Source organism: Propionicimonas paludicola (assembly GCF_002563675.1).
GTDB classification, from domain to species: Bacteria; Actinomycetota; Actinomycetes; order Propionibacteriales; family Propionibacteriaceae; genus Propionicimonas; species Propionicimonas paludicola.
Window position 1 is genome coordinate 508887 of record NZ_PDJC01000001.1, and the last position, 26046, is coordinate 534932.

The window sequence follows — 26046 nt, forward strand, 5'->3', positions numbered from 1 at the left end:
CAGATGCGCGCCACTGCGAGCATCCTGCATCTCGACCTGGATGCCTTCTTCGCCGCTGTCGAGCAGCGAGACAAGCCGTCGCTGCGCGGCAAGCCGGTGATCGTCGGCGGGCTCGGCCTGCGCGGCGTGGTCTCCACCGCCTCCTACGAGGCCCGCACCTTCGGGGTGGGCTCGGCCATGGCCATGTCCGAAGCCCGGCGGCGCTGCCCGCATGCGGCCTTCCTGTCCGGACGCTTCGACGCCTACCGGAAGACCTCGGCCATCGTGATGCGGCTGCTGGGTGAGCTGTCGCCGCTGGTCGAGCCGCTCAGCCTGGACGAGGCCTTCGTCGATCTGGCCGCGGTGGAGCGTCCGCTGGACGGCCCGGCGCTGCTCGACCTGGCCGCCGACCTGCGCGCCCGGCTCACCGAACAGACCGGCGGCCTGACCGCCTCGGTCGGCCTGGGCAGTTCGAAGTTCATGGCGAAGGTGGCCAGCGAACTGGCCAAGCCGAACGGCATCCGGCTGGTCAGCCCGGGCACCGAGGTCGAGACCATCGCCGCGTTGCCGGCTCGGGCCATCCCCGGAGTCGGGCCGGCCACCATGGAGCGGCTCTCCCGGCTGGGCGTGGTCACGGTGGCCGATCTGCAGCAACTCAGTCCGGCCGAGCTGGTCCGCGAGCTCGGCAAGTCGTCGGGCGAGCACCTGCACCGGCTGTCCTGGGCCGACGACGATCGTCCGGTCGAGCCGGAGCGAGAGACCAAGTCGATCTCGGTGGAGGACACCTTCGAACACGACATCGCCGACCCGGCGCTGCTCGCCGGGATCGCCGAGCGGCACGCGGAGCAGGTAGTGAATCGCCTGGTCAAAGCCGAGTTGTTCGCCCGGACCGTGACCGTGAAGGTGCGCTGGCCAGACTTCTCGTCGGTCAGCCGCTCCCGGACCCTGAACGGCGCCACCGACCGGGTGGCCGTGGTGGCCCAGATCGCCAAGGAGTTGCTGGACGGACTGGAGGTCAGCCAGGGCGTCCGGCTGCTCGGGGTGGGGGTGTCCGGCTTGGTCCAGGTGGCGCAGGAGCCGCTCTTCGAACTGGAGGCCACCCAGGTCGGACGCGTCCTGGAGGAGACCGAGCTGCCGGTGCCCAGCCGCGGCGCGGGCTGGCCGGCCGGGGCGGATGTCTATCACGAGCAGTACGGGCCGGGCTGGATCTGGGGATCGGGCCTGGGTCGGGTGACCGTCCGCTTCGAGACGGCGGCCACCGGGCCGGGGCCGGTGCGGACCTTCGCGGCTGACGATCCGGCCCTGTCCAGGGCGCTGCCGGCCGCAGAGCCGGAGCCTGCTTCCGAGCCGGCCTAGCTGGCGATCAGGCCGTGTGGGTAGGCCGGACGGCGTCCCTGGAACGAGAGGATGTTCGGGTTCTGGACCACGCCGTCGCGGATCTCGATGGCCCGGGTGATGGTGTTGTCGGCCGCCCAGGCGTCCGGCCCACCCAGCACGACGTCCAGGAAGGGCAGCAGTGCGCTGCTGTTCTCCAGGGTGGCCGAGGCCCACAGGTGGGACGGGCTGTGGTCGACCGCGTAGTAGGCGATCCCGTTGCCGACCCGGATGATCGGCTCCTCGAAAGTGGTCGGCTCGGCCCAACTGAAGCCCATCCCGGTGTCGCAGGACACGTCGATGATCAGCGTGTGCGGGGCCAAGGCCGGCAGATCGTCCTCGGTGAGGAAGATCATCGGCGAGCTCGGATCCTGCAGCGAGCAGTTCACGATGATGTCGTGGCCGGCCAGGAAGGCCGCCATCGGCTCCGGATCGCCGTTGTCGAGAGCGTCGTCGGGTCCGGTGAGCCCGAAGTCGTTGTCGAAGTGGACGATCCGCGCCGAATGGATCGGTGCGGCCACGGCCTCGACGCCGCGGCGGGTCAGCACGTCGACGTCGTTGATGCCGAGCCCGTTGAGGGCGGTCACGGCGCCGCGGGCGGTGGCCCCGAAGCCGATCACCACAGCGTTCAGCCGGCGTCCGTAGTGGCCGTCGGTGCCGGTCAACTGCAGGGCGTGCAGCACCGAGCTGTAGCCGGCCAGTTCGTTGTTCTTGTGGAACACGTGCAGCGAGAACGAGCCGTCGGCGTTCCAGTGGTTCATTGCCTCGAAAGCGATCAGGGTGAGTCGCTTGTCGATGGCCAGCTGGGTCAGCTCGGCGTCCTGGACGCAGTGCGGCCATCCCCAGAAGACCTGGCCCGGGCGCAGCTCGGCGATGTCGTCGAGCACCGGCTTGGGCTGCAGGATCACGTCGCATCCGGCCACGATTTCGGCATGAGTGCCGAAGCCACCGACCCATTCGGCGAGCTCCGGATCGGTGAAACCGAAGTCGGCTCCGTAGTCGTGCTCCACGAAGACCCGCGGGCGCAGCTGCTCAGGGATCCTAGACAAATGCCGCGGATCGATGGCGAGCCGGCGCTCGTTCTCTTTGCGTGAGTGGCCCATCACTCCCAGCGTTAGGCCACCGGGATGCTTCCCTGCTCCAGTGTCCATTACTCGCCAGGCTAGCCCGGGGCACCAAGCCGGGTCGCTGGCGGCCCCGCGGCCCAGCGGCCCAGCGGCCGGTGGCAGGTCGAGGTGGCGATATCTGATCAGTAGACTGCACGGGGTCGCCGGCCGGAGTGGTGGAATTGGCAGACACGCAGGATTTAGGTTCCTGTGCCTTCGGGCGTGAGGGTTCAAGTCCCTTCTCCGGCACGTCGGGCCAGGCGCATAAGGGAAACGTCAAGATCGGTTAGGAAGCCGTCAGGTTGTCCCAGTGGGCCTCCGGGGCCCGGCAGGCTCGGTCTCGTGATTGAAGATCTTGTCGCTGTGGTCCTTGCCGTGGCGCTGCTCGGCTACCTGGGGTTGGCTCTGGCCCACCCGGACTGGTTCTAGGTGGACGCCGTGCCTACGACGCTCAGTGCGGTCGCATCGATCGCGACCATCGTCGCCGTCCTGGCGACCATCCATGTGCCACTCGGGAGCTGGATCCATCGGGTGTTCACCTCACCGGCGCACACTCGCGTCGAGCGGGCCGTCTATCGGGTGAGCGGGGTCGATCCCGACTCCGAGCAGAGGTGGTCGGTCTACCTGCTGTCGGTGCTGGCCTTCTCAGCGGTGTCGATCGGTGCCCTGTGGCTGCTGATCTTGCTGCAGGGCTTCCTGCCCTGGTCGCTGGGTCGTTCGATGAACCTCGACACGGCCTTCAATACCGCGGTCTCGTTCGTGACCAACACCAACTGGCAGTCCTATGCCGGTGAAGCCGGCACCGGCTACCTGGTCCAGACGGTCGGCCTGACCGTCCAGAACTTCCTGTCGGCGGCGGTCGGACTGGCCGTGGCCATCGCGGTGATCCGCGGCCTGGCCAGGGAACACACCGATCGACTGGGCAACTTCTGGGTCGACCTGACCCGGGGGACGCTGCGGATCCTGCTGCCGCTGTCAGTGCTGGCCGCGGTCGCCCTGATCGCCACCGGGGTGATTCAGAACCTCACCGAGCCGACCACGATCACCACGATCGCCGGCGGTCAGCAGGTGGTTCAGGGTGGCCTGGTCGGCTCGCAGGAGGCGATCAAGGAGCTCGGCACCAACGGTGGCGGCTTCTTCAACGCGAACTCCGCACACCCCTTCGAGAACCCGAACCCGGTGAGCAACCTGCTGGAGATCCTGCTCTTGCTGGCCATCCCGTCGGCATTGCCCTACACCTACGGACTCATGGTCAAGGATCGCCGGCAGGGCTTGGCCATGGTCGGAGCCATGAGCTTCCTCGGGATCGGCGCTATGGCCTTGATGGCCTGGTCGGAACTGAGTTCGGTCAGCCTGGAGGGCAAGGAGCAGCGCTTCGGCCCGATCTGGTCGGCCATCTTCGCCTCGGCCACCACCAGCACGTCCACCGGTGCGGTGAACAGCCTGCACGAGTCGCTGCAGCCACTGTCCGGCGGGGTGGCCCTGCTGAACATGATGCTCGGCGAGCTCTCGCCGGGCGGGGTCGGCACCGGCCTGTACTCGATGCTGGTGATGGTGGTGTTGGCGGTGTTCATCGCCGGGCTGATGGTCGGACGCACCCCCGAACTGCTCGGCAAGCAGATCGGACGCCGTGAGATCACCCTGGCCGCGTTGGCCATGCTGATCACCCCGGCCCTGGTGCTGCTGGGCACCGGCATCGCCCTGGTCCTGCCGACCTCGGCCGGCGCCTTGTCGACCACCGGCCCGCACGGGCTGTCCGAGATGCTCTATGCGTTCGCCTCGGCGGCCAACAACAACGGCTCGGCCTTCGCCGGTCTGTCCGCCGACCAGCCCTTCCTCAACGTGGCGCTGGCGGTGTGCATGCTGGCCGGCCGGTTCGTCCCGATCGCAGCCATGCTGGCCCTGGCCGGTGGCCTGGGACGTCAGCAGCGGCGTCCGGCGACTGCGGGGACCATGCCGACCCACTCGTTGAGCTTCGTGGTCTTCCTGGTCCTGGTGATTGTGATCATCACCGGGCTGACCTACTTCCCATCCCTGGCCCTTGGCTCGATTGCGGAGGCATTGCAGTGAACAAGAGTGCATCGGCTCAGCCGAAATCCCTGCTGGCTACGGCTTGGGCGGCGCTGCCGGAGGCCGTCCGCAAGCTCGACCCCCGCTATGTGGTGAAGAGCCCGGTCATCTTCGTGGTCTGGGTCGGCTCGGTGCTGACCACCGTATTGTCGGTGCTGCACCCCAGCCTGTTCTCGATCTCGGTGACCATCTGGCTGTGGCTGACCATCGTGTTCGCCAATCTGGCCGAGGCGATCGCTGAAGGCCGCGGCAAGGCGCAGGCCGATAGCCTGCGCCGGACCAGGACCCAGACCACGGCTCGGCGGCTGTCCGCCGACGGCACCGAGGAGGCTGTTCCCGGCACCGACCTGCGACCCGGCGATCGGGTGGTGGTCGAGGCCGGTCAGCTGATCCCCGGCGACGGGGACGTTGTCGAAGGCATCGCCACCGTGGACGAGTCGGCCATCACCGGCGAGTCTGCCCCGGTGATCCGGGAAGCCGGCGGTGACCGGTGTGCAGTGACCGGTGGCACCACGGTGCTGAGCGATCGGATCGTGGTCCAGATCACCACCAAGCCGGGGGAGACCTTCATCGACAAGATGATCGCCCTGGTCGAGGGCGCCTCCCGGCAGAAGACGCCCAACGAGGTGGCTCTGGGCATCCTGCTGGTGACCCTGACCGTCATCTTCCTGCTGGCCGTGATCGCCTTGCAGCCGCAGGCCATCTACTCCGGCGACCACCTCTCGCTGGTGGTGCTGGTGGCCCTGCTGGTCTGCCTGATCCCGACCACCATCGGCGCCCTGCTCTCGGCGATCGGGATCGCCGGCATGGATCGCCTGGTGCAGCACAACGTTCTGGCCATGTCCGGACGGGCCGTCGAGGCGGCCGGGGACGTGAACACGCTGCTGCTGGACAAGACCGGGACGATCACCTACGGCAACCGGCGCGCCTCGCAGGTGTTCCCGCTGGCCGGGGTGGACCGGGCCGAGTTGCTGGCCGCGGCCCGCGACTCCTCCCTGGCCGACCTCACTCCGGAGGGCCGCTCGATCCTCGACTTCGTGGCTGGCGAGCGGGGCGAGGACCCCGGCGACCACACCGAGGTCACGCCGATCGGGGCCAGTTTCGTCCCGTTCACGGCGCAGACCCGGATGTCCGGGATCGACCTGGCTGACGGCACCCAGATCCGGAAGGGGGCCGGGTCTGCGGTGGCGCAGTGGGTGAGCGACGGCGGTGGTGCCACGGCGTCCGACCTGGCCGGGATCGTCGACCAGGTCTCCTCCGCCGGGGCCACCCCGCTGGTGGTGGCCGCCCGCACCGCGGACGGCACCCCGCGTGCCCTCGGTGTGATCGAGCTGAAAGACGTGGTCAAGCCGGGAATGGCCGACCGCTTCGCTCAGCTGCGGGCGATGGGGATCCGGACCGTGATGGTCACCGGCGACAACCCGCTGACCGCCAAGTCGATCGCCGCCGAAGCCGGCGTGGACGACTTCCTGGCCGAGGCCACCCCGGAAGACAAGATGGCGCTGATCAAGGCCGAGCAGTCCGGGGGGCGCCTGGTGGCCATGACCGGGGACGGCACCAACGACGCTCCCGCCTTGGCGCAGGCCGATGTCGGAGTGGCCATGAACAGCGGGACGTCCGCGGCCAAGGAAGCCGGGAACATGGTCGATCTGGACTCCGACCCGACCAAGTTGATCGACATCGTGGCGATCGGCAAGCAGTTGCTGATCACCCGTGGTGCGCTGACCACCTTCTCGATCGCCAATGATGTGGCCAAGTACTTCGCCATCATCCCGGCCATGTTCGTCGGCGTCTTCCCGGGACTCCAGGCGCTCAACCTGATGGGGCTGCACAGCCCGTCCTCGGCGATCCTGTCGGCGGTCATCTTCAATGCGCTGGTGATCCTGGCGCTGGTGCCGCTGGCGCTGCGCGGGGTCCGCTATCGGCCGATGAGCGCCTCGGCCATGCTCAACCGAAACCTCCTTATCTACGGGCTGGGCGGGGTGATCGCGCCGTTCATCGGCATCAAGCTGATCGACCTCGTGGTGGCCCTGATCCCAGGATTGGGGTGAATGATGTCCTTCCTTCGTCAATCGCTGGCCGCGGTCAGGATCTTGTTGGTGATGACCGTGCTGCTCGGCATCGGCTATCCGCTGGTGGTCACCCTGGCCGCCCAGGCCATGCCGGCCCAGGCCAACGGCTCGCTGATCGTGGCCGACGGCAAGGTGGTGGGCTCGAGTCTGATCGGCCAGTCCTTCACCGGCCCGCAGTGGTTCTGGTCGCGCCCGTCCGCCTCCGACTACGCCGGGACGACCTCGGGGGGCAGCAACCTCTCGCCGGTCTCATCGGCCCAGCAGGACGCCCGGGCAGCCCGGGAGAAGGCGCTGATCGCGGCCAACCCGGACGCAGTGGGCCCGGTGCCCGAGGATGCGCTGACCGCGTCCGCGTCGGGGCTGGATCCGCACATCTCGCTTGCCTATGCGCGCTGGCAGGTACCTCGAGTGGCCGCGGCCCGCGGCATCGGCGCGGACGAGCTGGAACGGCTGATCGCCGCCGCCACCGAGCCGGCCCCGCTGGGCTACCTCGGCCAGGACGGTGTGAACGTGGTTCGGCTCAACCTGGCCCTGGAACAGCGGTGAGAGAGTAGGCGTCATGGGTCGCGGACGGCTGCGGATCTACCTCGGTGCGGCACCGGGGGTGGGCAAGACTGTCGCGATGCTCGACGAGGGCCACCGCCGCCTCGATCGGGGCGCGGACGTGGTGGTCGGGCTGTGCGAGACGCACGCCCGGCCGCACACCGCCCAGTTCCTGGCCGGCCTGGAGGTGGTGCCGCGCCGGCGAGTCGAGTACAAGGGCGCGGTCCTCGAAGAGATGGACACCGCAGCCATTCTGACCCGCGCTCCGCAGATCGTGCTGGTGGACGAGCTCGCCCACACCAATGTGCCTGGCTCGTCCCACGAGAAGCGATGGCAGGACGTGGAGGAGTTGCTGGCGGCCGGGATCGACGTGATCTCCACGGTGAACATCCAGCACCTGGAGTCGCTCAACGACGTGGTGACCGCCATTACCGGCGTGGTCCAGCGCGAGACCGTGCCGGACGAGGTGGTCCGGGCCGCCGACCAGATCGAGCTGGTGGACATGGCGCCGGAGGCGCTGCGCCGCCGGATGGCTCACGGCAACATCTACCGTCCCGAGAAGGTGGACGCGGCCCTGGCCAACTACTTCCGGCTGGGCAACCTCTCGGCACTGCGCGAACTGGCTCTGCTCTGGCTGGCCGACAAGGTCGATGCCGGTCTGGAGAGTTACCGCAACAGTCACGGGATCACCCAGGCCTGGCCGGCCCGGGAGCGGGTCGTGGTCACCTTGAGCGGCGGACCTGAGGGCGAGGTGCTGCTGCGCCGCGGGGCGCGGATCGCGTCCCGGCTGGCCGGGGGGCAGCTCCTCGCTGTGCTGGTCTCGCGCACCGACGGGCTGGCCGGAGCGCCGCTGAGCCAGGTGGCCGAGTTGCGCACTCTGACCGAGGAACTCGGGGGCGAGTTCCACGCGGTGACCGGGGACGACCCGGCCGACGCCGTGCTCGAGTTCGCCCGCGGGGTCAACGCCACCCAGATCCTGGTCGGCACCTCAGGACGGGCGCCGTGGCGACGACTGCTCAGCCACAGCCTGGCCGAGCGGATCATCGCCGATGCCGGCGATATCGACGTCCACGTGGTCACCCACAAGCTGGCCGGACGCGGCTTCGCGGCCAAGCGTCGGCGCGGACTGGGACGCTCCCGGCTGATCGCCGGACTGATCACCGCGGTACTGCTGCCGCCGGTTCTGACCGCGATCCTGGCTGCCGACCCGTTCACCTCCGATCTTCCCCTGGACATCCCGATCTTCCTGCTGGCCACGGTGCTGGTGGCGCTGATCGGCGGCATGGTGCCGGCTGTGGTGGCCGCGGTGGTCTCCTCGCTGCTGCTCAACTGGTTCTTCGTCCAGCCGGTGGGGACGCTGACCGTCGCCAACCCGGAGAACACACTGGCCCTGCTGGTGTTCGTCCTGGTCGGGGTACTGGTGGCCCTGATCGTCCATCGCAATGCCTGGCGCACCGAGCAGGCTCAGGCCGCGCAGCGGGAGTCGGCGGCACTGACCGAGCTGTCCCACACCCTGCTCGGCTCCACCGACCAGTTGCCACTGCTGCTGCAGCGCAGCGTCGACATGTTCGGCGTCCAGGCGGCCGCGATCGTCAGTCGGCCGCCGATCGGCCCGCCGGTGGTGGTCGCCGCGGTCGGGCCGTTCGATCCGCTGGCCGTGTCCGACCATGAGGACGCCGACGCCAACCACGAGCTCGTCCTCCAGCCGCCCGGCCTCGCCGCCGGTCAGCGTCGCCTGTTCGACGCCTTCGCCGCCCATGCCGGGGCGATCCTGCAGCGCCAGGCGCTGACCCGCTCGGCCTCTTCGGCCGAGGCGTTGGCCAAGGAGAACCAGGCCCGGACGGCGCTGCTCTCGGCGGTCTCCCACGATCTGCGCACCCCACTGGCCGGGATCAAGGCGGCGATCGGCAGCCTGCGCTCGACCGAAGTGGCTTGGTCGGCCGAGGACGAAGCCGAACTGAAGGACGTGATCGAGCAGTCGGCCGACCGCCTGGAAGCTCTGATCGGCAACCTGCTGGACTTGTCCCGGCTGCAGGCCGGCGCCCTGGTGGCTCACCCGACGCCGATCGACCTGGGCGAGGTGATCCCGGCCATGGTGGACGGGCTGTCGGCACCGCAGCGGTTCGCCTGGCAGGTGGATCCGGACGCCCGGGTGGCCGTCGCCGACGCCGGGCTGCTGGAGCGAGTGCTGGCGAACATCACCGAGAACGCGCTGCGCTACCAACCGCCCGGCCCGCCGATCTCGATTCGGGCCAGCCGGGTGGCCGACCGGGTTGAGATCCGGGTGGCGGATCAGGGGGCCGGGGTGCCGCAGGCCGATCAGGAGCGGATCTTCGAGCCCTTCCAGCGCCATGGCGACGCACCGGCCGGGGATGGCCTGGGCCTGGGCCTGGCGGTGGCCCGCGGGCTGAGTGAGGCGATGGGTGGCTCGGTGGAGGCCGAACCGACTCCCGGTGGTGGGCTGACCCTGGTGGTATCGCTGCCGGCCGACATAAGGTCCGGATCGGAAGCAGAGGAGGCCGCACGATGACCCGAATCCTGGTGGTCGACGACGACTCGGTGCTGCAGCGGACGTTGCGGATCAACCTGCGCGCCCGCGGACACGAGGTGTTGCTGGCCGGGACCGGCGGCCAGGCCCTGGAGCTGTTCGACGCCGAGCAGCCCGAGCTGATCATTCTCGACCTCGGCCTGCCCGACCTGGACGGAGTCGAGGTGCTGCGCCGGCTGCGTCGGCGCTCGGCGGTGCCGGTCATCGTCCTCTCGGCTCGGCAGGAGGCTGACGACAAGGTCGAAGCCCTCGACGAAGGTGCCGACGACTACGTCAGCAAGCCGTTCAACATCGACGAACTGCTGGCCCGAGTACGGGCTTCGGTGCGCCGGGCCGGACCCGAGGTGGAGGTCCCGGCCACCATCGAGACCGACACCGTCCTGCTCGACTTCGGCAACAACCGGGCGCTGCGCGAGGGGACGGAGGTGCACCTGACCCCCACCGAGTGGCGCCTGGTGGCCGAACTGGCCCGGCATGAGGGACGGGTTGTCTCGCACCAGGACCTGCTGCGGGCCGTGTGGGGGCCCAACTACAAGACCGAATGGCAGTACCTGCGGGTCTTCGCCAACCAGCTGCGCCGCAAGCTCGAGCCGGATCCGGCCCATCCGCGGCTCTTGATCAACGAACCGGGGCTGGGCTACCGGCTGGTCGGCTCCTGAGGCCCGAGTCCTTTACGCAAGCTTGACGGCCACGCTCTACCCTCGCCGACCGCAGACTGCTTGGCTGGAGGCATGGAACATTCCTGGTTCCGCAGCCACCTCGGCTGGGTCCGCCTGCTGGCGGCCCTGGTTCCGCTGGCCGTGGCCGGTGGGCTGCAGCTCACCCTCAGCGTGATCACCAACACCTCCGCTGCGCTGATCCTGGTCTTGGCGGTGGTCGGCGCTGCCGCCACCGGGGATCGGCTGGCCGGCGTGCTGGCCGCGGCCTCGGCCGCCCTGGGCTTCGACTTCTTCCTCACCCAGCCCTACTTCCAGTTGCGGATCGACGACCCCGGCGATATCGAGTTGGCCGTGCTGCTGCTGGCCGTGGGCCTGGCGGTCAGCGAGTTGGCGTCCTGGGGGATCCGGCGCAGCATGGTGGCCAACCAGCAGTCCGGCTTCGTCCAGGACGCGCTGGAGGCGTCCGCCCTGGCCGGTGGCAGCGTGTCCACGCAGGACGGGCTGGAGCGCACGGCGGACGGCATCCGGCGGATTCTCAGCGCCGATGCGGTCAGCTTCGTGGGCGGCGAGCACGACGCCAGCGCGGTGATCATTCAGCCGGACGGCACCTTCCGCCGCCATGGCGGGGTGGTGGACGTGGCTCGGCGCGGGCTGCCGACCGGGCCCGACGGCTACTGTGCGATCCCGATCGCTCAGCAGGGCGCTCAGTTGGGCTACTTCCGGGTGGAGCTGCCGGCTGCGGCCCGGCCCAGTCGCGAAGAGCTGCGGGTGGCGGTACTGCTGGCCTCCCAGTGGGCGCTACGGCCACTGCCGCACACGGTGGCTCGCAACCACCGGGCCGGCGGGCAGCAGAGCTAGCGGTTCAGGTAGGCCAACACCGCGCGAACGCGACGATTGTCCTCGTCAGGGCCCAGTCCCATCTTGGTGAAGATGTTGGCCACATGCTTGGCTACCGCCGCAGTGCTGATCACCAGCTTGTCGGCGATCTGTTGGTTGGCCGCCCCGTTGGCCATCAGGGACAGCACCTCGAGCTCTCGCGGGGTGAGCCGACCCAGCACCGGGTCGCCGCGCCGGGAGTTCAGCAGCTGGCTGATCACCTCGGGGTCGACCACCACTCCGCCGGAGGCGACCAGCTCCACCGAGGCCAGGAAGTCCGCGACCCGACCGACCCGCTCCTTGAGCAGGTAGCCCAGCCCCGAGGATGCCCCGCCTTCCAGCAGGGTGGACGCATAGGCCGGTGCCACGTACTGGCTGAGCATCAGCACCGGCAGGCTCGGGTACTCGGCGCGCAGCTGGACGGCCGCGTGCAGCCCGTCATCGGTCATGGTCGGTGGCATCCGGACGTCCGCGATCACCAGGTCGGGCAGCCCGTCGCCGGTGGCCAGTCGGCGGCACTGGGCGAGCAGTTCGGGGGCGTCGGCGGCCTCGGCGACCACGTGGTGCCCGGCTCGCTCCAGCAGCCCGACCAGGCCGGCCCGGATCAGCGCGGCGTCATCGGCGACCAGCAGTCTCATCGGCGTTCTCCCACCCGCTCAGCGTAGGTCAGTGGGCAGCTCGGGTGCCGGGTTCGGGAAGACCGCGCGCAGATGAGTCGGTCCGCCGATCGGGCTGGTCAGCCAGCATTGGCCGCCGACCGCCTGGGCTCGCTCCATCAGCCCGCTCAGCCCATGGCCGGCCACCACCTGGGCACCGCCCACACCGTCGTCGAAGACCTCGAGCTCCAGCGGATCGGTGAGCCGTAGCTCGACCCGGAGCCGGGTGGCCCGGGAGTGCTTGGCCGCATTCGTGAATGCCTCGCTGACCAGGTAGTACGCGGCCAGGGCCACGGCCTCGCCGGGCTCGTCCTGGCCGCTGACCACCACGTCCACCGCCACCGGCTGCCGGGAGGCCAGCTCATGGACGGCGGCAGCCAGGCCGCGGTCGGACAGAATCTGCGGGTGAATGCCGCGGACGGTCTCGCGCAGCGCCACCATGGCCGCCTCCACCGAGCTCTGGGCAGCGGCCAACGCCTGCTTGGCCTCGGCGGTCTTGCCCTGATCCAGCGCATACTCGGCCTCGCCCAAGTGCAGGCTGAGCAGCACCAGATGCTGCTGGGCGCCGTCGTGCAGGTCTCGCTCGATCCGGCGCCGCTCCTGGGCGAACACGTCCACCAGCTCCCGGCGGGACTCGCGCAGCTCGTCCACCTTGCGGTTGAGCTCGGAGTAGGGGCGCAGCTGCTGGTCGACCAGCGTGGCCTGGGCGGCGGCCAGCGCCCAGCCGATGTAGAGGCCGATCACCAGGATCACCAGGAAGGAGGTGATCGCCCAGACGGTGTCCATGGTCAGGCTGAACGTGTTGACCCGGTGCCAGGCCCATTGGCCGGTGCCCAGCACCAACGCGCTGAGGATCAGGCCGGGGATCAGGTCCAGCAGTCCGAACAAGACGGTGAGCCCCCACACGGCCAGGTTGCCTTCACCGAAACCTTGGGTGTCCCACGGATGCCGCACGCCGGAGCGGGGCAGTGGGGTCAGCCGGGGCAGCCCGAGCACCATCACCCGCGCCCGTTCGACGTTCGCAGTCGCCCAGGCCACCAACGGCAGCATGAAGAAGCCGACGACGGCGGCCAGGAGTGCCGACAACCCGACCGCGATCGCGGTCGCGCAGTACAAGACGGCCCGCCAGCCGAGCGGGCTGATCAGCATCCGCAGTGGGTTGCGCGGTGGCGTCAGGATGACCCGGACGTCCTGCTGGCTCGGATCGCTCACGATGGCCACCCTAGCCGCGCCGACGACGCCGGACAGCAGCCCGGGCACTACCGGGAGGTAGTGCCAGCACTACCGTCAAGACGCCACTGGGCGCCAGTGCGTCCGCCCTTGTCAGGGACGAGGCTGGAGGCATGACCAACAGCAACTCCATGCTCTCTGCGCGCTCGATCTCGAAGAGCTTCGGCGATGTCCACGCCTTGGTGGACGTCAGCCTCGACATCCCGGCCGGCCAGTCGGTCTCCATCATGGGCCCGTCCGGGTCCGGCAAGTCCACCCTGCTGCACTGCCTGGCCGGCATCCTCAAGCCCGATCGGGGCGACATCAGCCTCGGCGGTGATCCGGTGTCTCTGTCCAGCGACGCTGCCCGCAGCCGGCTGCGCCTGGATCGGATGGGCTTCGTGTTCCAGGATGGCCAGCTGCTGCCCGAGTTGCCGGCGGTCGAGAACGTGGCGTTGCCGCTGCTGCTGCAGGGTCGCTCGCGCACTGAGGCATTCGGCCGGGCCACCGAGTGGCTGGGTCGGCTGGGCCTGGCCGGGCTGGAGCGGCGGCGTCCCGGGCAGCTCTCCGGTGGCCAGGCGCACCGGGTCGCGATCGCTCGGGCACTGGTCGGATCTCCGGCCGTAGTGCTGGCCGATGAGCCGACCGGTGCCCTCGATCAGGCCACTGGCGCCGAGGTGATGCGGGTGCTCACCGCGGCCGCCAAGGGCGTGGGGGCCAGCCTGGTCGTGGTCACTCACGACGCCAAGGTCGCCGCCTGGTGCGAGCGGCACATCGAGATCGTCGACGGCCAGGTGCTGACCGACTTCGCGCGGATCGCGGCCGCCTGATGACCAAGCTCACCAAGGTCGCCCCCCTGCTGCTGCGCGGACGGGTGTCGGCCGGCCACGGCCTGGTCGATCTGCTCGCCATCGCGGCCTTCACCCTGAGCAGCTGGTTGCTGCTCATCGTGCTGGCCGGAGTGAACACCTTCTACCAGCGCCAGCTGGTGCCGCCCACCGCTTTCGTCCAGGCGCTCGGCCCGGACGCCGCGCTCGGGATCAGCCAGCTGGTCTTCTGGACCTGGCTGGCGGTCTGTGCCGGCGTCCTGCTGATCGTCCCGGTGATGAGCCTGGGCTCCGGGGCGGCCCGGATGGGCGCGCTCGGCCGCGATCAGCGGCTCTCCACGCTGCGGCTGCTCGGGGTGACCGGCGGCCAGGCGGTGGCGCTGAGCACGCTGGAGACCATGCTGTCGGCGTTGCTGGGGGCCGCGATCGGCACCATCGGCTACCTGATCACCCTGCCGGGGTGGGCGCTGCTGAAGTTCGAGGCCACCCCGCTATCGGCGACCGAGATGCTCTTGCCGCCGGCGGCGATCGCCTCAGTGATCGTCCTGCAGGTCGCGCTGGCTGGGCTGAGCTCGGTGACCGGTCTGCTCCGGCTACGGATTTCGCCGCTGGGGGTGGCTCGCCGCGAGCCGCGTCCCGGCTTGAAGGTGTGGCGGTTCCTGGCTGTGCCGGCTGCGCTGGTGGCCTGGTTGGTGGTCTCGGGACTGCTCAGCTTCTCCCGCGACCTGACCATGGCGGCCTCGATCGCCATGATCGCGCTGGCCATCTTCATGGGAGTGATCAACCTGGTCGGTCCGTGGCTGCTGCAGCTGCTCGGGCTGCTGCTCAGCCGGTTCGGTCAGCCGAGCCTGCTGATCGCCGGACGGCGCCTGCTGGCCGATCCGAAGGGGTCGTGGCGCTCGGTCTCCGGACTGGCGTTCGTCGGGTTCACCGGGGCCGCGCTGATGAGCGTGCCGGGGATGAACGACCCGGATCCGCTGACCGCGATCCTGACCGCCGACATCCAGACCGGCACCTACCTGACCGTGGCCATCGCCTTCTTGGTGGCGGCGGCGTCCACGCTGCTGAATCAGGCCTCGGCGGTGCTGGACCGCAAGCAGGAGCTGCGCCAGCTGAGCAACCTCGGGGTGCCGCTGCAGTTGCACTCGCGGGTGCGGTTGGTCTCAGTGGTGGCCCCGGCCGCGCTGGCCGCCTTCGGGGCCGGCGGAATGGCCGCCTTCTTCTTCGCCCTGATGCCCAAGCTCGGCACCAATGACCTGGGCTACTGGAGCTTCACCGCGGCTATGGCCGTCGGGATCGCCCTGGTCTGGGCGGCGGGGGAGGCCTGCCGTCCACTGGTGCGGGCGGCGGCGAACTCGGCTCAGCCGTCAGCCTGAGCCGGTAAGAGACGTGGGCCCGTCCGGGCTCACTGGGGTGGTGGTCGGCAAGGCACAACCGGCCACCACCTTCCCGGTTATACGCCCAGTTCGCGGCGCAGCCGGGCCACGTGCCCGGTAGCGCGGACGTTGTACTGGGCCAGTTCGATGGTGCCCGCCCCGTTGGCATCCACATCGATCACGAAGGTGGACCGGATCACTCCGGACACCTGCTTGCCGTAGAGCATCTTCGTCCCGTAGGCGCCGTAGGCGTCCAGGACGGTCCGCTCCGGATCGGAGAGCAGCGGGAAGCCCAGGCTCTCCTTTGATCGGAAGGTGTCGAGCTTGGCCGGCTGGTCGGGGGAGATGCCCACCACCTGGTAGCCGGCGGCCGCCAGGTCGGTCATGGCAGCGTTGAAGTCGACCGCCTCCAGCGAGCAGCCGGGGGTCATCGCGGCCGGATAGAAGTACAAGATCACCCGGCTTCCGGCGAAGTCCGACAGCGACACCGGTCGCTGATCGGCATCGACGAGAGTGAAGTCCGGAGCGAGATCTCCCGAGGTCAGTTCAGCCATGACCCTCACTGTAGAGGCTGTCGCGCGGCTCGGTTCGCAGCCCCAGCCGGTGGTCCGGTTGGAGCGCTTCCACAGGTGGTGAATGGGCTTGTCAGAGGCCGGAACTCTGCCGTCAGCAAGGTGCCTTTGACTAGGGATTACTCTCTGCTAAAAGGTTACAGCAAAATAACGATTTGCCCGGTCCGGTCCACCCGGACAGTTCAGGGGCTACAGTCCGAACATCCCCCAACCGGGGGGTCTGATCACAGAGAAGTGAGGACACATGTCACATGCACGCGTGACACGCGCTCTGGTCGCCGCCGCTTCCGCAACCGCCCTGCTCACCCTTGCTGCTTGCAGCACCGCCGCGACGCCGTCCGCGTCGGGGCCGGCCTCGGGTACGACCAGCGCTGCTGTTGACGACAAGTGCGCGGCCTACAAGGACTACGGCGATCTGAAGGGCAAGACCATCTCGGTCTTCACCTCGATTGCGAGCGACTCCGAGGCCAAGCCGCACACCGACTCCTACAAGCCGTTCGAGGAGTGCACCGGTGCCACCATCAAGTACGAGGGCTCCCGTGACTTCGAGGCGCAGCTGCCGGTTCGTCTGAAGGCCGGCAATGCCCCGGACATCGCCTACATCCCGCAGCCCGGTCTGCTGGCCACCCTGGTCAAGGACTACCCGGGCAAGGTGTTCCCGGCCGGCGATCTGGCCACCAAGAACGTCGAGACTTACTACGACCCGGCCTGGAAGACCTACGGCTCGGTGGACGGCAAGTTCTACGCGGTGCCGGTGGGCGCCAACGTGAAGTCGTTCGTGTGGTACTCCCCGAAGGCCTTCGCCGACAAGGGCTACCAGGTGCCGACCACCTGGGACGAGCTGATCGCTCTGTCCGACAAGATCGTTGCCGACAACCCTGACAGCGACGTCAAGCCGTGGTGCGCGGGCATCGAGTCCGGTGGCGCGACCGGTTGGCCGGCCACTGACTGGGTGGAGGACGTCATGCTGCGCGTGAACGGCACCGATGTCTACGATCAGTGGGTCAACCACTCGATCGCCTTCAACGATCCCAAGGTCGTTGCGGCAATCGACAAGGTCGGCACCATCTTGAAGAACGACAAGTACGTCAACGGTGGCTACGGCAACGTCAAGACCATCGCGACCACGTCGTTCACCGAGGCCGGTAACCCGATCCTTGATGGCCAGTGCTTCATGCACCGCCAGGCGTCCTTCTACCAGGCCAACTGGCCCAAGGGCACCAAGGTCGGCGAGGACGGCGACGTGTGGGCGTTCTACTTCCCGAGCATGAGCGCCGATTCCAAGCCGGTTCTGGGTGGCGGCGAGTTCGCGGCAGCGTTCTCCGATCGTCCCGAGGTCCAGGCCTTCCAGGCCTACCTGGCCAGCCCCGAGTGGAGCAACGCCAAGGCTGACGCCACCCCCAACGGTGGCTGGCTCTCGGCCAACAAGAAGCTCGACGCCAACAAGCTGGTTCAGCCGGTCGACAAGCTGTCCTACCAGATCCTGACCGACCCGAAGGCCACCTTCCGGTTCGACGGTTCCGACCTGATGCCGGGTGCGGTTGGTGCGGGTTCGTTCTGGACCGGCATGACCGACTGGATCAATGGCAAGAGCACCCAGGAGGTTGCTGACGCCATCGAGAAGTCCTGGCCGAAGAAGTAACGGCTTAGGTCCCGAACAGATGCGTTGGGTCCGGCTCCGCTGATAGCGGGTCCGGGCCCAACGCTCACTGCTGGCTATAGGAGAGACTCCAATGATGTGGCTGCTCAAGCCCGAGTCGATTCCCGAGAAGCTGCTGGTCATGGTCTTGGCGATCGCGCTTTTCGCGCTCGTCATGGGCTTCGTCCTGGCGGTAGTGGATCGTCCGCGCTTGCCCAAGTGGATCCCGGTCACCGGGTACTTGGGCCCCTCCCTGCTCTTGATCACCTTCGGCTTGCTGTGGCCGGGCGTCATCACCATTCGCAACTCCTTCTATGACCGGCGCGGACAGGACTTCGTCGGTCTGGAGAACTACGCGATCATCTTCACCGACTCCGGCTTCCTGACCGTCCTGCTGAACACGTTCTGGTGGGTGCTGCTGGTGCCCAGCATCGCCACTGCCCTCGGCTTGGTCTACGCAGTGTTGGTGGATCGCTCCCGGTTCGAGAAGTTCGCGAAGACGCTGATCTTCCTGCCGATGGCGATCTCCATGGTGGGTGCCTCGATCATCTGGAAGTTCGTCTACGAGTTCCGCGATCCCGGCGTGAAGGGCACTCGGCCGCAGGTCGGTCTGCTCAACCAGATTGTGGTCTGGCTGGGCGGAACCCCCCAGCAGTGGATGACCAACCCGCCACTGAACACTTTCATGCTGATCATCGTGATGATCTGGATCCAGGCCGGCTTCGCCATGACAGTGCTGTCAGCGGCAATCAAGGCCATCCCGGACGAGACCATCGAGGCTGCCAACGTCGACGGCGCCACCGGCCTGCGACTGTTCTTCTGGGTGACCGTACCCAGCGTCCGTCCGGCCATCATCGTGGTGCTCACCACGATCGCCATGGGAACCCTGAAGGCATTCGATGTGGTGAAGACGATGACCGGTGGCAACTTCGGTACGTCGGTCATCGCCAACGAGTTCTACACCCAGAGCTTCGGCCGCAACGGTGAGAACATCGGCAATGCGCTGGCGGTGCTCCTGTTCTTGATCATCACGCCGATCATCATCTACAACCTTCGGCAAATGCGGATTTCGGAGGGGGAGCGATGAGCGACGACACTCGCGTCGAGGCGCAGCGAAAGCTGACCCGCAAGGAGCAGCGTCAGATCGACGCCAAGAACCGGCTCAGTTCACCGGCCGCATCGGTGATTGCGATCCTGGTCGCGATCCTGTGGACCACGCCCACTGCCGGGCTTCTGGTGACCTCATTCCGCCAGCCGCTGGACATCAGCCGCTCGGGCTGGTGGACGGCGGTTTCCAACCCGGACTTCAGCATGAAGGCCTTCGGTGAGGCAATCGCACAGAATCCGCTGAACTTCAGCAGTTCGGGCTGGTTGATGCCGTTCACCGACCCGCACTTCTCGCTGGACAACTACGCCGAAGCGTTGGATACCCACAACCTGGGGATGTCCTTCGTGAACTCCTTCATCATCACGATTCCGGCGGTGATCATCCCGATCATCCTGGCTCTATTGGCTGCCTACGCCTTCGCCTGGATCGACTTCAAGGGGCGCAACATCCTGTTCGCCTTCGTGTTCTCACTCCAGGTGGTGCCGATCCAGGTGACCTTGGTGCCGCTGCTCGGCCAGTACACGGCCTGGCACCTGCAGAACACCTTGTGGACGTTGTGGCTCTCGCACACGATCTTCGGCCTGCCGCTGGCGATCTACCTGCTACACAACTTCATGAAGGAGATCCCGCGCTCGCTGATCGAGGCGGCCCGGGTGGACGGGGCTGGACACGTCCGGGTCTTCTTCCAGGTGCTGTTGCCGCTGCTGGTACCGGCTATTGCCTCGTTCGGCATCTTCCAGTTCCTCTGGGTCTGGAACGATCTGCTGGTCTCGCTGACCTTCGCTGCCGCCGAAGATGCTCCGATCACTCGGATCATCAACGAGATGGTGGGCAGCTTCGGCAGCAAGTGGTACCTGTTGTCGGCTGGCGCATTCATCTCGATGGCGGTCCCGGTGGTCGTCTTCCTGGCATTGCAGCGCTACTTCGTCCGCGGCCTGCTGGCCGGTGGCGTGAAGGGCTGATCGACGCAGCCGTTGAGCCCCGGGTGTCGACCCGGGGCTCAACGGTATGCGGAGGCCTGGCATAGGCTGGGGGCATCGGATTCGCAGGAGGACCAGATGACTGAGATCAGGAGCAAGGAGGCCATCGAGGCCGACATTGCCGCGGCCCGCGATCACCTCGCCGAAACCGTGCAGGATCTGTTCGTCCAGCTGCATCCGAAGGCGATCGTGTCCAATGCCGTCGCCGACGTGAAGGCCCTCGGCTCGGCCCAGGTGGCCGCCGCCAAGCAGGAGCTGACCAATGAGGACGGCTCGCTGCGAGTGGAGCGGGTAGCCCTGATCGGTGCGGCCGTAGCCGGCTCGATCGCCTTCTTCGCGGTCGTCCGCTCGCTGTTGCGTCGCTGAGCCGGTAGGGGCGGTCCTGCTGCCGTCCGATGCTGCGGGCGGTTGCCGCCTTCCGCGTTCGTCCTGGGTGACGACTACCCCCGGAAAAACGAAAATCCCCGGTGGTGGATCACCGGGGACTCTCTGTGCGCCGCCAGGGACTCGAACCCCGAACCCGCTAGGTCTAGTCGCAGCGTCCACATCGCTCCATGCGTGTCCATACTCGCTCACCCGCTACGAGTTAAACATGCTAGTGGAGAGGGAATACCTCCACTCATGTTCACGCGCCTACACGGGAGAGGTGGGTACCAATGTGGGTACTGATCGGTACCCACATCGACTCTATGAGCGGGTGCGATGCTCGGCGTGTCGACATTGCTTCCAGAGATGGCTGATGCCTAGCGTGGGTGCTCCGTTGAGGACGCCTCGGGCACGGACGCCAAGAGGCCGTCAGGAGGGTTGGATGTGCATGGCTGAGTACTGGACTACCGCGGAGGCGGCGGAGTTCGCACACCACGCGCCCGGGACGCTGGAGTACTGGCGGGGGCAGGGCAAGGGGCCGCAGTTTGTGAAGCTCCCGAGTGGTCGCGTGCTCTATCGGGCGGCCGACGTGGTGGCGTGGATGGAGGGGGAGGTCCAGCATTTCGCGGCCCATGAGTTGGCCGCGTGGACCGGGGCGGCGGCGTGACCGCTTTGGGAATGACCCCCGTGTGTGCCGCGCCTGTCGGGTACCGGGCAGCCCACGAGCGGGTGGCCGACGAGCGTCTGCCTGCCTACCTACACAAGTGCGTGGACTGCGATGGGCTGGCCCAGGAGTGGAGTTACGACCACGCGGACCCTGACGAGCGCTACGCGGCCGATAGGGCGAACTACGGCGCGGCCTACTCGCTGGACACCGGGCACTACCAGCCACGCTGCAAGTCCTGCCATGTGAGGTGGGACAAGATGTACGCCCGGCAGCGGCGGGGCGAGTCGCAGCCGGTGCCGACCGGGTTCGCTCCACGACGTTTTGCCCCGGAGGCGACTTGGGAGATCAGGGCGTTCGCACGGCGGGCGCTGGGGTTGCCGGATGATCCGCTCTCGGATGTTCGCGAGATGCTCGGGCACTTCGTGTCTGCCCAGACTGATGAGGATTTGGACACGGTGGCCCTGTGGATTGCGGCCACGCACTTGGGTGCCCATGGGGTGGGGCATGCGATTCCGAGGCTGGCCATCGTGGCCCCGTCCTACGGTGCTGGTAAGTCGACTCTGCTCAGGTTCGTGGCCCGGCTGTCGCATCGCGGCGAGGTGATCGGCAGCACAGTCACCAACTCCACGATTACCCGCATCGCGCAGGATGAGGGCTACTCCACGCTGTGTTTCGACGAGGCAGACAAGACTCTGCGACCGGAGAACGAGGGAGCTACCGCAATCCTCAACGCGGGCTGGGAGCGTGGGGCCACTGCGAGGTTGACGGTGCCGGTCGGGCAGGACTGGCGAGCAACCAAGGTTGATGTGTTCATGCCGGTGGCGTTCGCGGGCAATGGCGTGCGCCTCGCTCCGGATACCGAGGAACGCACCCTCACCGTGCGACTGGTCCGGTCAGAAGACACCCCGGAGGTTGACTGGGTTGAGCACCTGAGCGGCGTGGATGACCGGCTTCGCGCCCGGCTGGCGGCATGGGCGATGGACGCGGCTAGTCAGAGGCTCGTCAGGAAGCCACCAGCGCCGGGCCTGGCCGCTCGTGACCGTGATCGCTGGTCGATCATGCTCTCCGCAGCCCACGCCGCAGGCGGCCGGTGGCTTGCCACGGCTGGACGCCTCGCCCTGGTTGACCGTGACCGCCGCAAGGCTGAGACCGATGCCTCCGACCTGCCGCCCAATGAGCAACTCATGTGGGACGTGTGGGCCATCTGGCCTTCCGGGCATAACCGGATGTCGAGCAAGGCACTGGTCGATGCGCTGGCTGCGCATAACCCGAGCCTGTGGGGCGTGCCGTCCGGTAGACCCCTCACGGCAAAGGCCTTGTCCGGGAAGCTGAAGCGCTTCTACGGGATCACACCAACCCGCTGGGGCTCCGATGGTGAGCGATCGCGTGGCTACTGCCTGGCCGACATGGCCCGAGCATGGAAGCTTGTCGGAGTGCCCGACAACAGTGAAATGCCGGGCGATAGCGGCCCGTAGGGACCGACCCAAGGCTCAGTCAACGCAGGTCATACCCAACACTTCCCCAACCCTCCGAAACCGACCACGCGGGCACCGCCATACCCCCGGCCGGCCTCGTACTCCGATTACCTGGCCAATCCGGGCGATCTGGGCAAGTGCCTTGTCGGAGGCACTTTCATATGGGCAGGTACCCGGGCGACAACCGGGTCAGCAAGAGGCGGCGGCCTCCGGTGTGACGGGAGTTTCGACTTTGGCACTGCCGATGCCTCGCGCCATCAGCGCGCCCGGGTCTTGCGGCGTCCTTCGAACCAACCCTCGATGAACCTCGCATCAATGAACCGCTGCGTCAGCTCGCTGCCAGTTTCCGGAAGGTTGAGCAGCTGTGAAGTGAATCCGAATCGGTGCTCCATGTCGCTCCGGATCGCCTGCGTGATCCGGACTGTCTCGGCTGACCGAGCTTGGTAAAGCCTCTCGAACAGGGCACCCGTTGCGGGTATCCCGCGGAAGCCGAAGTCGTTCGCAAATCGGAGGTTATTGGCGTCCCACGGCCACATGTGCCACTCGATCATCCCTTGTGTCAGGAACGCACGAGTGGAGCTAGGCAACCACGTGCTGGTATCCGACAGTAGCCACAGAGCTACATCGATGGGCTCATAGAACGATGTGCTCGGTCCCATGAGTGAGCCCTGAACGTAGTGACACGCGACGTAGGCGGGGTCCATCCCGAAGAAGTCTGGTGCGTGAAGCGCGAGCTGTTCGGACACCGATCGCCGGCCCCTTTCCACGGCGACCTGGTAGCTACGCTCAATCTCTTGTTCGAGTGGCCCGCCGAAGCCGGTGATGGCTAGTTGCGGCGCGTACTCGACTACGAAACTCACATGCTTGAGGCAGGTATCGAGTAGCCCGGGGTGGGAGCGGATGAATTCGTGCACTCGCTCTGGTGGGGTTAGCTGGCTGATCCGCTGATCGTTGGCCGCTGACCGCCATGCGTTCTGAAGAGCTGCCTGAGCGATGCGGTGCCCACGGGCACGTGCGTCGTTGTCCCAAGGCGGCAGCGGGAACTCCCACCGCTCCCAAACCCCGGACCTGTCGTAACTCGCCTCGGACGCCATGTCGAGCCACCAATCGTCGGAGATGACCGGTGGGCTTTCCCATCCCCTTTCAATTAGGTAATCGCGCGCTTCGATCAACGATGATCCTTGGGGCCGAATCACCTTGGCGAGCTTCTTCACGACAGCGTCCAGCCCCTCCGATGAGAGCGTTGCGACCTTGTCGGCCAGAGGAGGTGAGAATGCGCGCACGTCGCTCCTGGTTACGTTGTGCCAAATCGGGAGCAGCACGTTGCGGTCGCCATCATTCTGCCTTGCCACAAGCCCATCCAGTTCCCACTGTGGCCACTGCTTCGCGAAGAAGTGTGGGCTGAGCACGACGACGCCGAACCGTGCTTGGGTCAGGCCCCTGTCGATCGAACGGCGCAGTCCATCCCCGATATTCAGGCTGAACTCGTCGTACCAGACTTCAATGTGGGAGTCACGAAGCCGTTCTGCCAGATCCCGGACAAAGCCATCCTTGTCCTCGCTCGCATGCGAGATGAACACGTCGTACAGCACTGCCTCAGCTTACGGGCGTGAAGGCGGCCCACGCGTTGCATCGGAGCATTGGCGACCCCAGTGGTGAGCCGCTCAATGCGTCCCGCGGCGACTTCGAAACCGTGGCAGGTTCACTCCTGGTTGTGGACGGCGGGTCAGAAAGAGGGCTTGTGTCGGGGTTATGGGGGTGGGGTTCGCGTCCAAATTAGCCATAGGCAGAGGATGTAGAGGACGACACCACAAGTGGCGAACAAGCACAGGGCCATTATCCGGACGAGCTTCCACCAGTCTGCGCGATTGGCTGGCCGCCTGACCGCGGCGCCCAGCAATATGCCGACAACGAGCATGAAAACCGTCCCGCCCAGCAAGCCTGCAGTTGCGAGGAGTCTTGCTGACGTGGTGGCATCCAGGTCGGCCCGCCACCCGATGACGGCAAGGATGGCCGGGGCCGACAGGCTCCCGATCAAGCTCCCGACCAGGGCGTTGTTGGTCCATTCCGGGAGATGGAAGCGGTGTGCGGGCTCCGAAGCCGGGGTAGGTGTGCTGGGGTTAGGCGTTGCGGGTGTGCTCGACGGCCTCAGTCGTTCCAGTTCCTTAGCGACAAGCCCGAACTCGGCCTCCAGGCTGGCCCGATTCTGCGTGGCTAGAAGCTGATCGGGGCTTTCGGCGGCGACCTTGAGCGTTCGAGTCAAAGGGCTGGTCAAGTCATCGGAGAACCCGTCCGTCAAGATGATGGTGAGTCGAGGAATAGACCACCGGCAACGGAAGGCTAATGGGACGGTTCTCTTCTGGTCCGCGTCGAGTGCCTCGAAGGTACTCGCCAGGCTCGGCCGCTCGTACCTGGCGTTCGCGAAGCTGACACTCACCTGAGGGTCGGGAGTCGGGGTAACGCCTAGCACCCCTGCATGGCGATCGACGATCTCCTGGGCCGCACCTACGAACGACCAGAACTCCTCTCCGCTGGCCACCTGGATGCTGAACTGGTCCCTATAGGTGTCTTCGTCCACGTTCCTCCCTAGGCGATGGGCAGCATGTTCTCACGGGGTTCGGCCTCCCGGGGCCGATTCGGAACCGCGTTGAGTCGAACCGCGAAGAGAGTACCCTCGTAGTCATGGCATATGCGAGGCTCGCTCCCGGCGAACACTCAGAAATCGAAGCGGTGCCTTACCGCCGTGATGAGAACAACAAGCGAGTGAAGGCGGCGAACGTTCGGCAGGCCACTATGTGGCGGGCGCGGTGCAAGTACCGGTCGCTGGACGGGGTGAGGGAGGACGTCACTAGGTATGCCAGGACGAAACAAGCTGCGGTTCAGGCTGTCCGGGAGGCGGTTGCCGATAAGCGCCATGCGTCGGCTGGTTCCGGGGACGACTCGCTGAAGCCTTCTACGCCGTTCATCCAGGCGGGTCGCGTCTGGCTGAAGCAGATCGAACGGCCCGAGGCTGGGAAGTCGGCGAAGACGCTGGAGGCCTACCGTGGCGCGTTCGCCCGCTACATCGACACCGACGGCTGTCACCTCCGCGGACTCACCCTGGCTCAAGCCAACGATGTTCAGCGCCTGCTCGCGCTGCTCCAGCGCGTAGCGGATGAACATGGGTCCGGGGCTGCGAAGACGCTGCGCACGGTGCTGTCCGGGGTGCTGGGCATGGCTCTTCGGCGCGGAGTGTTGCCTGTCAACGCCGCTCTGCAGACGGGCGCTGTCAAGGCGATCAATCCCCGGGCCAGTGCCCGTGACATTCGCCGAAGCCTTACGTCCGATGAGCGGATTCAGGCCATGGAGGCGGCCGACGCTCTTGCGGCGCAGGAGTGGGCGGACCCGCGGAGCGCCCGCAAGTGGGAGACGGTGGCCGATCTGATCGCCTTCCTTGCTGGCACGGGCGTTCGGATCTCCGAGGCTCGCCTGCTCCGGTGGGAGCACGTCAGCCTTTCGGATGGTGCCATCGAGATCCACGGGACAAAGACCCTCAGCTCAGTGCGCGGACTCACTGCCCCGGGCTGGCTTCTCGAACGGCTACGGCGGCGCGCGAGCGTCGGCGGAACCGAAGGCATGGTCTTCCCGGCCCCGTCGCTGCAAGGGCCGGATTCGACCGTCGAGCTTGCGTCGCATGTACCCATGGATAGTTCGAACCTCCAGAAGTGGGTTCGCAAGGTCCTCAACAATGCTGGACTGCCGTGGGCGACTTCGCACACCTTCCGGCGCACCGTGGCTACGATCCTTCACGAGAGCAACGCGCCGCTGGTTCGCATCGCAGATCAGCTCGGCCACGCTAACCCAGCGATGACGGCCAGGGTCTACCTCGGCCGCGACCTGCGGGGGAACAAGGCAGAGCTAGCCGCTCTCCTTTGACGGTGGGACTGATGTAGCGAAATCCCTCA

The 26046-nt window shown here is 67.3% G+C and carries 22 protein-coding genes and 1 tRNA gene; 17 read left to right on the plus strand and 6 right to left on the minus strand.

The genetic code is table 11. The features are described from left to right. Positions 1–3 precede the first annotated feature (3 nt). A complete protein-coding gene (locus tag ATK74_RS02350; protein ID WP_098459538.1) occupies positions 4–1335 on the plus strand; it encodes a DNA polymerase IV in 1332 nt (443 codons plus the stop codon). Here ATK74_RS02350 and ATK74_RS02355 read toward each other — a convergent pair. Next, positions 1332–2456 carry a N(5)-(carboxyethyl)ornithine synthase gene (locus ATK74_RS02355; protein ID WP_098459539.1) on the minus strand — a complete coding sequence of 375 codons (1125 nt, stop codon included), beginning with the start codon at positions 2454–2456 and terminating at the stop codon, positions 1332–1334. The two genes, ATK74_RS02350 and ATK74_RS02355, sit on opposite strands and share 4 nt — an antisense overlap. Before the next feature lie 170 nt (positions 2457–2626). On the opposite strand from ATK74_RS02355, the gene ATK74_RS02360 reads away from it, so the two are divergent. From ATK74_RS02360 to ATK74_RS02390, 7 genes are all read left to right on the plus strand, one after another. After that, positions 2627–2708 (plus strand) — tRNA-Leu (locus tag ATK74_RS02360). A gap of 189 nt (positions 2709–2897) precedes the next feature. Further along, complete coding sequence (gene kdpA / locus ATK74_RS02365; RefSeq protein WP_098461909.1) at positions 2898–4529, plus strand: potassium-transporting ATPase subunit KdpA; 1632 nt, start codon at positions 2898–2900, stop codon at positions 4527–4529. 53 nt (positions 4530–4582) lie between these two features. After that, positions 4583–6580 carry a potassium-transporting ATPase subunit KdpB gene (kdpB, locus tag ATK74_RS02370; RefSeq protein ID WP_281255388.1) on the plus strand — a complete coding sequence of 666 codons (1998 nt, stop codon included), beginning with the start codon at positions 4583–4585 and terminating at the stop codon, positions 6578–6580. Next, entirely contained in the window at positions 6581–7147 is a 567-nt protein-coding gene (gene kdpC / locus ATK74_RS02375) for a potassium-transporting ATPase subunit KdpC (RefSeq protein WP_245840623.1), read from the plus strand. Positions 7148–7160: 13 nt separating this feature from the next. Then, positions 7161–9674, plus strand: a complete 2514-nt coding sequence (locus ATK74_RS02380) for an ATP-binding protein (protein ID WP_098459540.1) — start codon at positions 7161–7163, stop codon at positions 9672–9674. Then, a complete protein-coding gene (locus ATK74_RS02385; RefSeq protein ID WP_098459541.1) occupies positions 9671–10351 on the plus strand; it encodes a response regulator in 681 nt (226 codons plus the stop codon). Before ATK74_RS02380 ends, ATK74_RS02385 begins: the two co-directional genes overlap by 4 nt. A 72-nt stretch (positions 10352–10423) precedes the next feature. Continuing rightward, on the plus strand, positions 10424–11209 hold the full coding sequence (locus ATK74_RS02390; protein ID WP_098459542.1) for a DUF4118 domain-containing protein: 786 nt from the start codon (positions 10424–10426) through the stop codon (positions 11207–11209). On the opposite strand, the gene ATK74_RS02395 is transcribed toward ATK74_RS02390, so the two are convergent. Then, the gene (locus ATK74_RS02395; RefSeq protein WP_098459543.1) at positions 11206–11865 is read right to left on the minus strand and encodes a response regulator; all 660 of its coding nucleotides are present in this window, start codon (positions 11863–11865) and stop codon (positions 11206–11208) included. The genes ATK74_RS02390 and ATK74_RS02395 overlap by 4 nt on opposite strands. Positions 11866–11883: 18 nt before the next feature. Further along, positions 11884–13095: a sensor histidine kinase gene (locus ATK74_RS02400; protein WP_143483529.1), complete on the minus strand. Its 1212-nt coding sequence runs from the start codon at positions 13093–13095 to the stop codon at positions 11884–11886. 131 nt (positions 13096–13226) lie between these two features. Here ATK74_RS02400 and ATK74_RS02405 point away from each other — a divergent pair, with 131 nt between their 5' ends. Together ATK74_RS02405 and ATK74_RS02410 are read left to right on the plus strand one after the other, a co-directional pair. After that, complete coding sequence (locus ATK74_RS02405; RefSeq protein WP_098459545.1) at positions 13227–13922, plus strand: ABC transporter ATP-binding protein; 696 nt, start codon at positions 13227–13229, stop codon at positions 13920–13922. Then, the gene (locus tag ATK74_RS02410; RefSeq protein WP_098459546.1) at positions 13922–15295 is read left to right on the plus strand and encodes an ABC transporter permease family protein; all 1374 of its coding nucleotides are present in this window, start codon (positions 13922–13924) and stop codon (positions 15293–15295) included. The genes ATK74_RS02405 and ATK74_RS02410 overlap by 1 nt, the downstream gene beginning before the upstream one ends. Positions 15296–15372: 77 nt before the next feature. Here ATK74_RS02410 and ATK74_RS02415 read toward each other — a convergent pair whose 3' ends face one another. Next, positions 15373–15849, minus strand: a complete 477-nt coding sequence (locus ATK74_RS02415; protein WP_098459547.1) for a peroxiredoxin — start codon at positions 15847–15849, stop codon at positions 15373–15375. 277 nt (positions 15850–16126) lie between these two features. Between ATK74_RS02415 and ATK74_RS02420 the strand changes: the two genes are divergently transcribed. The 6 genes from ATK74_RS02420 to ATK74_RS02445 all read left to right on the plus strand — a co-directional run bounded on the left by ATK74_RS02420 (position 16127) and on the right by ATK74_RS02445 (position 22102). Then, the gene (locus ATK74_RS02420; protein WP_245840626.1) at positions 16127–17509 is read left to right on the plus strand and encodes an ABC transporter substrate-binding protein; all 1383 of its coding nucleotides are present in this window, start codon (positions 16127–16129) and stop codon (positions 17507–17509) included. 91 nt (positions 17510–17600) lie between these two features. Next, positions 17601–18593, plus strand: coding sequence for a carbohydrate ABC transporter permease (locus ATK74_RS02425; protein WP_098459549.1), 993 nt, complete (start codon positions 17601–17603; stop codon positions 18591–18593). Then, positions 18590–19576, plus strand: coding sequence for a carbohydrate ABC transporter permease (locus ATK74_RS02430; RefSeq protein WP_098459550.1), 987 nt, complete (start codon positions 18590–18592; stop codon positions 19574–19576). Before ATK74_RS02425 ends, ATK74_RS02430 begins: the two co-directional genes overlap by 4 nt. A gap of 96 nt (positions 19577–19672) precedes the next feature. Next, positions 19673–19960, plus strand: coding sequence for a DUF3618 domain-containing protein (locus tag ATK74_RS02435; protein ID WP_098459551.1), 288 nt, complete (start codon positions 19673–19675; stop codon positions 19958–19960). 448 nt (positions 19961–20408) lie between these two features. After that, a complete protein-coding gene (locus ATK74_RS02440; RefSeq protein ID WP_143483530.1) occupies positions 20409–20627 on the plus strand; it encodes a helix-turn-helix transcriptional regulator in 219 nt (72 codons plus the stop codon). A gap of 62 nt (positions 20628–20689) precedes the next feature. Next, the gene (locus ATK74_RS02445; RefSeq protein ID WP_169923695.1) at positions 20690–22102 is read left to right on the plus strand and encodes a DUF3631 domain-containing protein; all 1413 of its coding nucleotides are present in this window, start codon (positions 20690–20692) and stop codon (positions 22100–22102) included. 257 nt (positions 22103–22359) lie between these two features. Here ATK74_RS02445 and ATK74_RS02450 read toward each other — a convergent pair whose 3' ends face one another. Together ATK74_RS02450 and ATK74_RS02455 are read right to left on the minus strand one after the other, a co-directional pair. Beyond that, positions 22360–23694, minus strand: coding sequence for a toll/interleukin-1 receptor domain-containing protein (locus tag ATK74_RS02450; RefSeq protein WP_098459554.1), 1335 nt, complete (start codon positions 23692–23694; stop codon positions 22360–22362). Positions 23695–23852: 158 nt separating this feature from the next. Further along, complete coding sequence (locus tag ATK74_RS02455; protein ID WP_098459555.1) at positions 23853–24680, minus strand: hypothetical protein; 828 nt, start codon at positions 24678–24680, stop codon at positions 23853–23855. Between the two features lie 104 nt (positions 24681–24784). On the opposite strand from ATK74_RS02455, the gene ATK74_RS02460 reads away from it, so the two are divergent. Then, positions 24785–26017 carry a tyrosine-type recombinase/integrase gene (locus ATK74_RS02460; RefSeq protein ID WP_098459556.1) on the plus strand — a complete coding sequence of 411 codons (1233 nt, stop codon included), beginning with the start codon at positions 24785–24787 and terminating at the stop codon, positions 26015–26017. Positions 26018–26046: the final 29 nt, after the last annotated feature.

What these genes read in the sequence shown, in the direction of transcription:
- ATK74_RS02410 (WP_098459546.1), top strand. Translation starts at nt 13,922, where the DNA reads ATGACCAAGCTCACCAAGGTCGCCCCCCTGCTGCTGCGCGGACGGGTG.
- ATK74_RS02460 (WP_098459556.1), top strand. Translation starts at nt 24,785, where the DNA reads ATGGCATATGCGAGGCTCGCTCCCGGCGAACACTCAGAAATCGAAGCG.
- ATK74_RS02395 (WP_098459543.1), bottom strand. Translation starts at nt 11,865, where the DNA reads ATGAGACTGCTGGTCGCCGATGACGCCGCGCTGATCCGGGCCGGCCTG.
- ATK74_RS02385 (WP_098459541.1), top strand. Translation starts at nt 9,671, where the DNA reads ATGACCCGAATCCTGGTGGTCGACGACGACTCGGTGCTGCAGCGGACG.
- ATK74_RS02425 (WP_098459549.1), top strand. Translation starts at nt 17,601, where the DNA reads ATGATGTGGCTGCTCAAGCCCGAGTCGATTCCCGAGAAGCTGCTGGTC.
- ATK74_RS02430 (WP_098459550.1), top strand. Translation starts at nt 18,590, where the DNA reads ATGAGCGACGACACTCGCGTCGAGGCGCAGCGAAAGCTGACCCGCAAG.
- kdpC (WP_245840623.1), top strand. Translation starts at nt 6,581, where the DNA reads ATGATGTCCTTCCTTCGTCAATCGCTGGCCGCGGTCAGGATCTTGTTG.
- ATK74_RS02440 (WP_143483530.1), top strand. Translation starts at nt 20,409, where the DNA reads ATGGCTGAGTACTGGACTACCGCGGAGGCGGCGGAGTTCGCACACCAC.
- ATK74_RS02435 (WP_098459551.1), top strand. Translation starts at nt 19,673, where the DNA reads ATGACTGAGATCAGGAGCAAGGAGGCCATCGAGGCCGACATTGCCGCG.
- ATK74_RS02415 (WP_098459547.1), bottom strand. Translation starts at nt 15,849, where the DNA reads ATGGCTGAACTGACCTCGGGAGATCTCGCTCCGGACTTCACTCTCGTC.
- ATK74_RS02405 (WP_098459545.1), top strand. Translation starts at nt 13,227, where the DNA reads ATGACCAACAGCAACTCCATGCTCTCTGCGCGCTCGATCTCGAAGAGC.
- ATK74_RS02350 (WP_098459538.1), top strand. Translation starts at nt 4, where the DNA reads ATGCGCGCCACTGCGAGCATCCTGCATCTCGACCTGGATGCCTTCTTC.
- ATK74_RS02355 (WP_098459539.1), bottom strand. Translation starts at nt 2,456, where the DNA reads ATGGGCCACTCACGCAAAGAGAACGAGCGCCGGCTCGCCATCGATCCG.
- ATK74_RS02390 (WP_098459542.1), top strand. Translation starts at nt 10,424, where the DNA reads ATGGAACATTCCTGGTTCCGCAGCCACCTCGGCTGGGTCCGCCTGCTG.
- ATK74_RS02380 (WP_098459540.1), top strand. Translation starts at nt 7,161, where the DNA reads ATGGGTCGCGGACGGCTGCGGATCTACCTCGGTGCGGCACCGGGGGTG.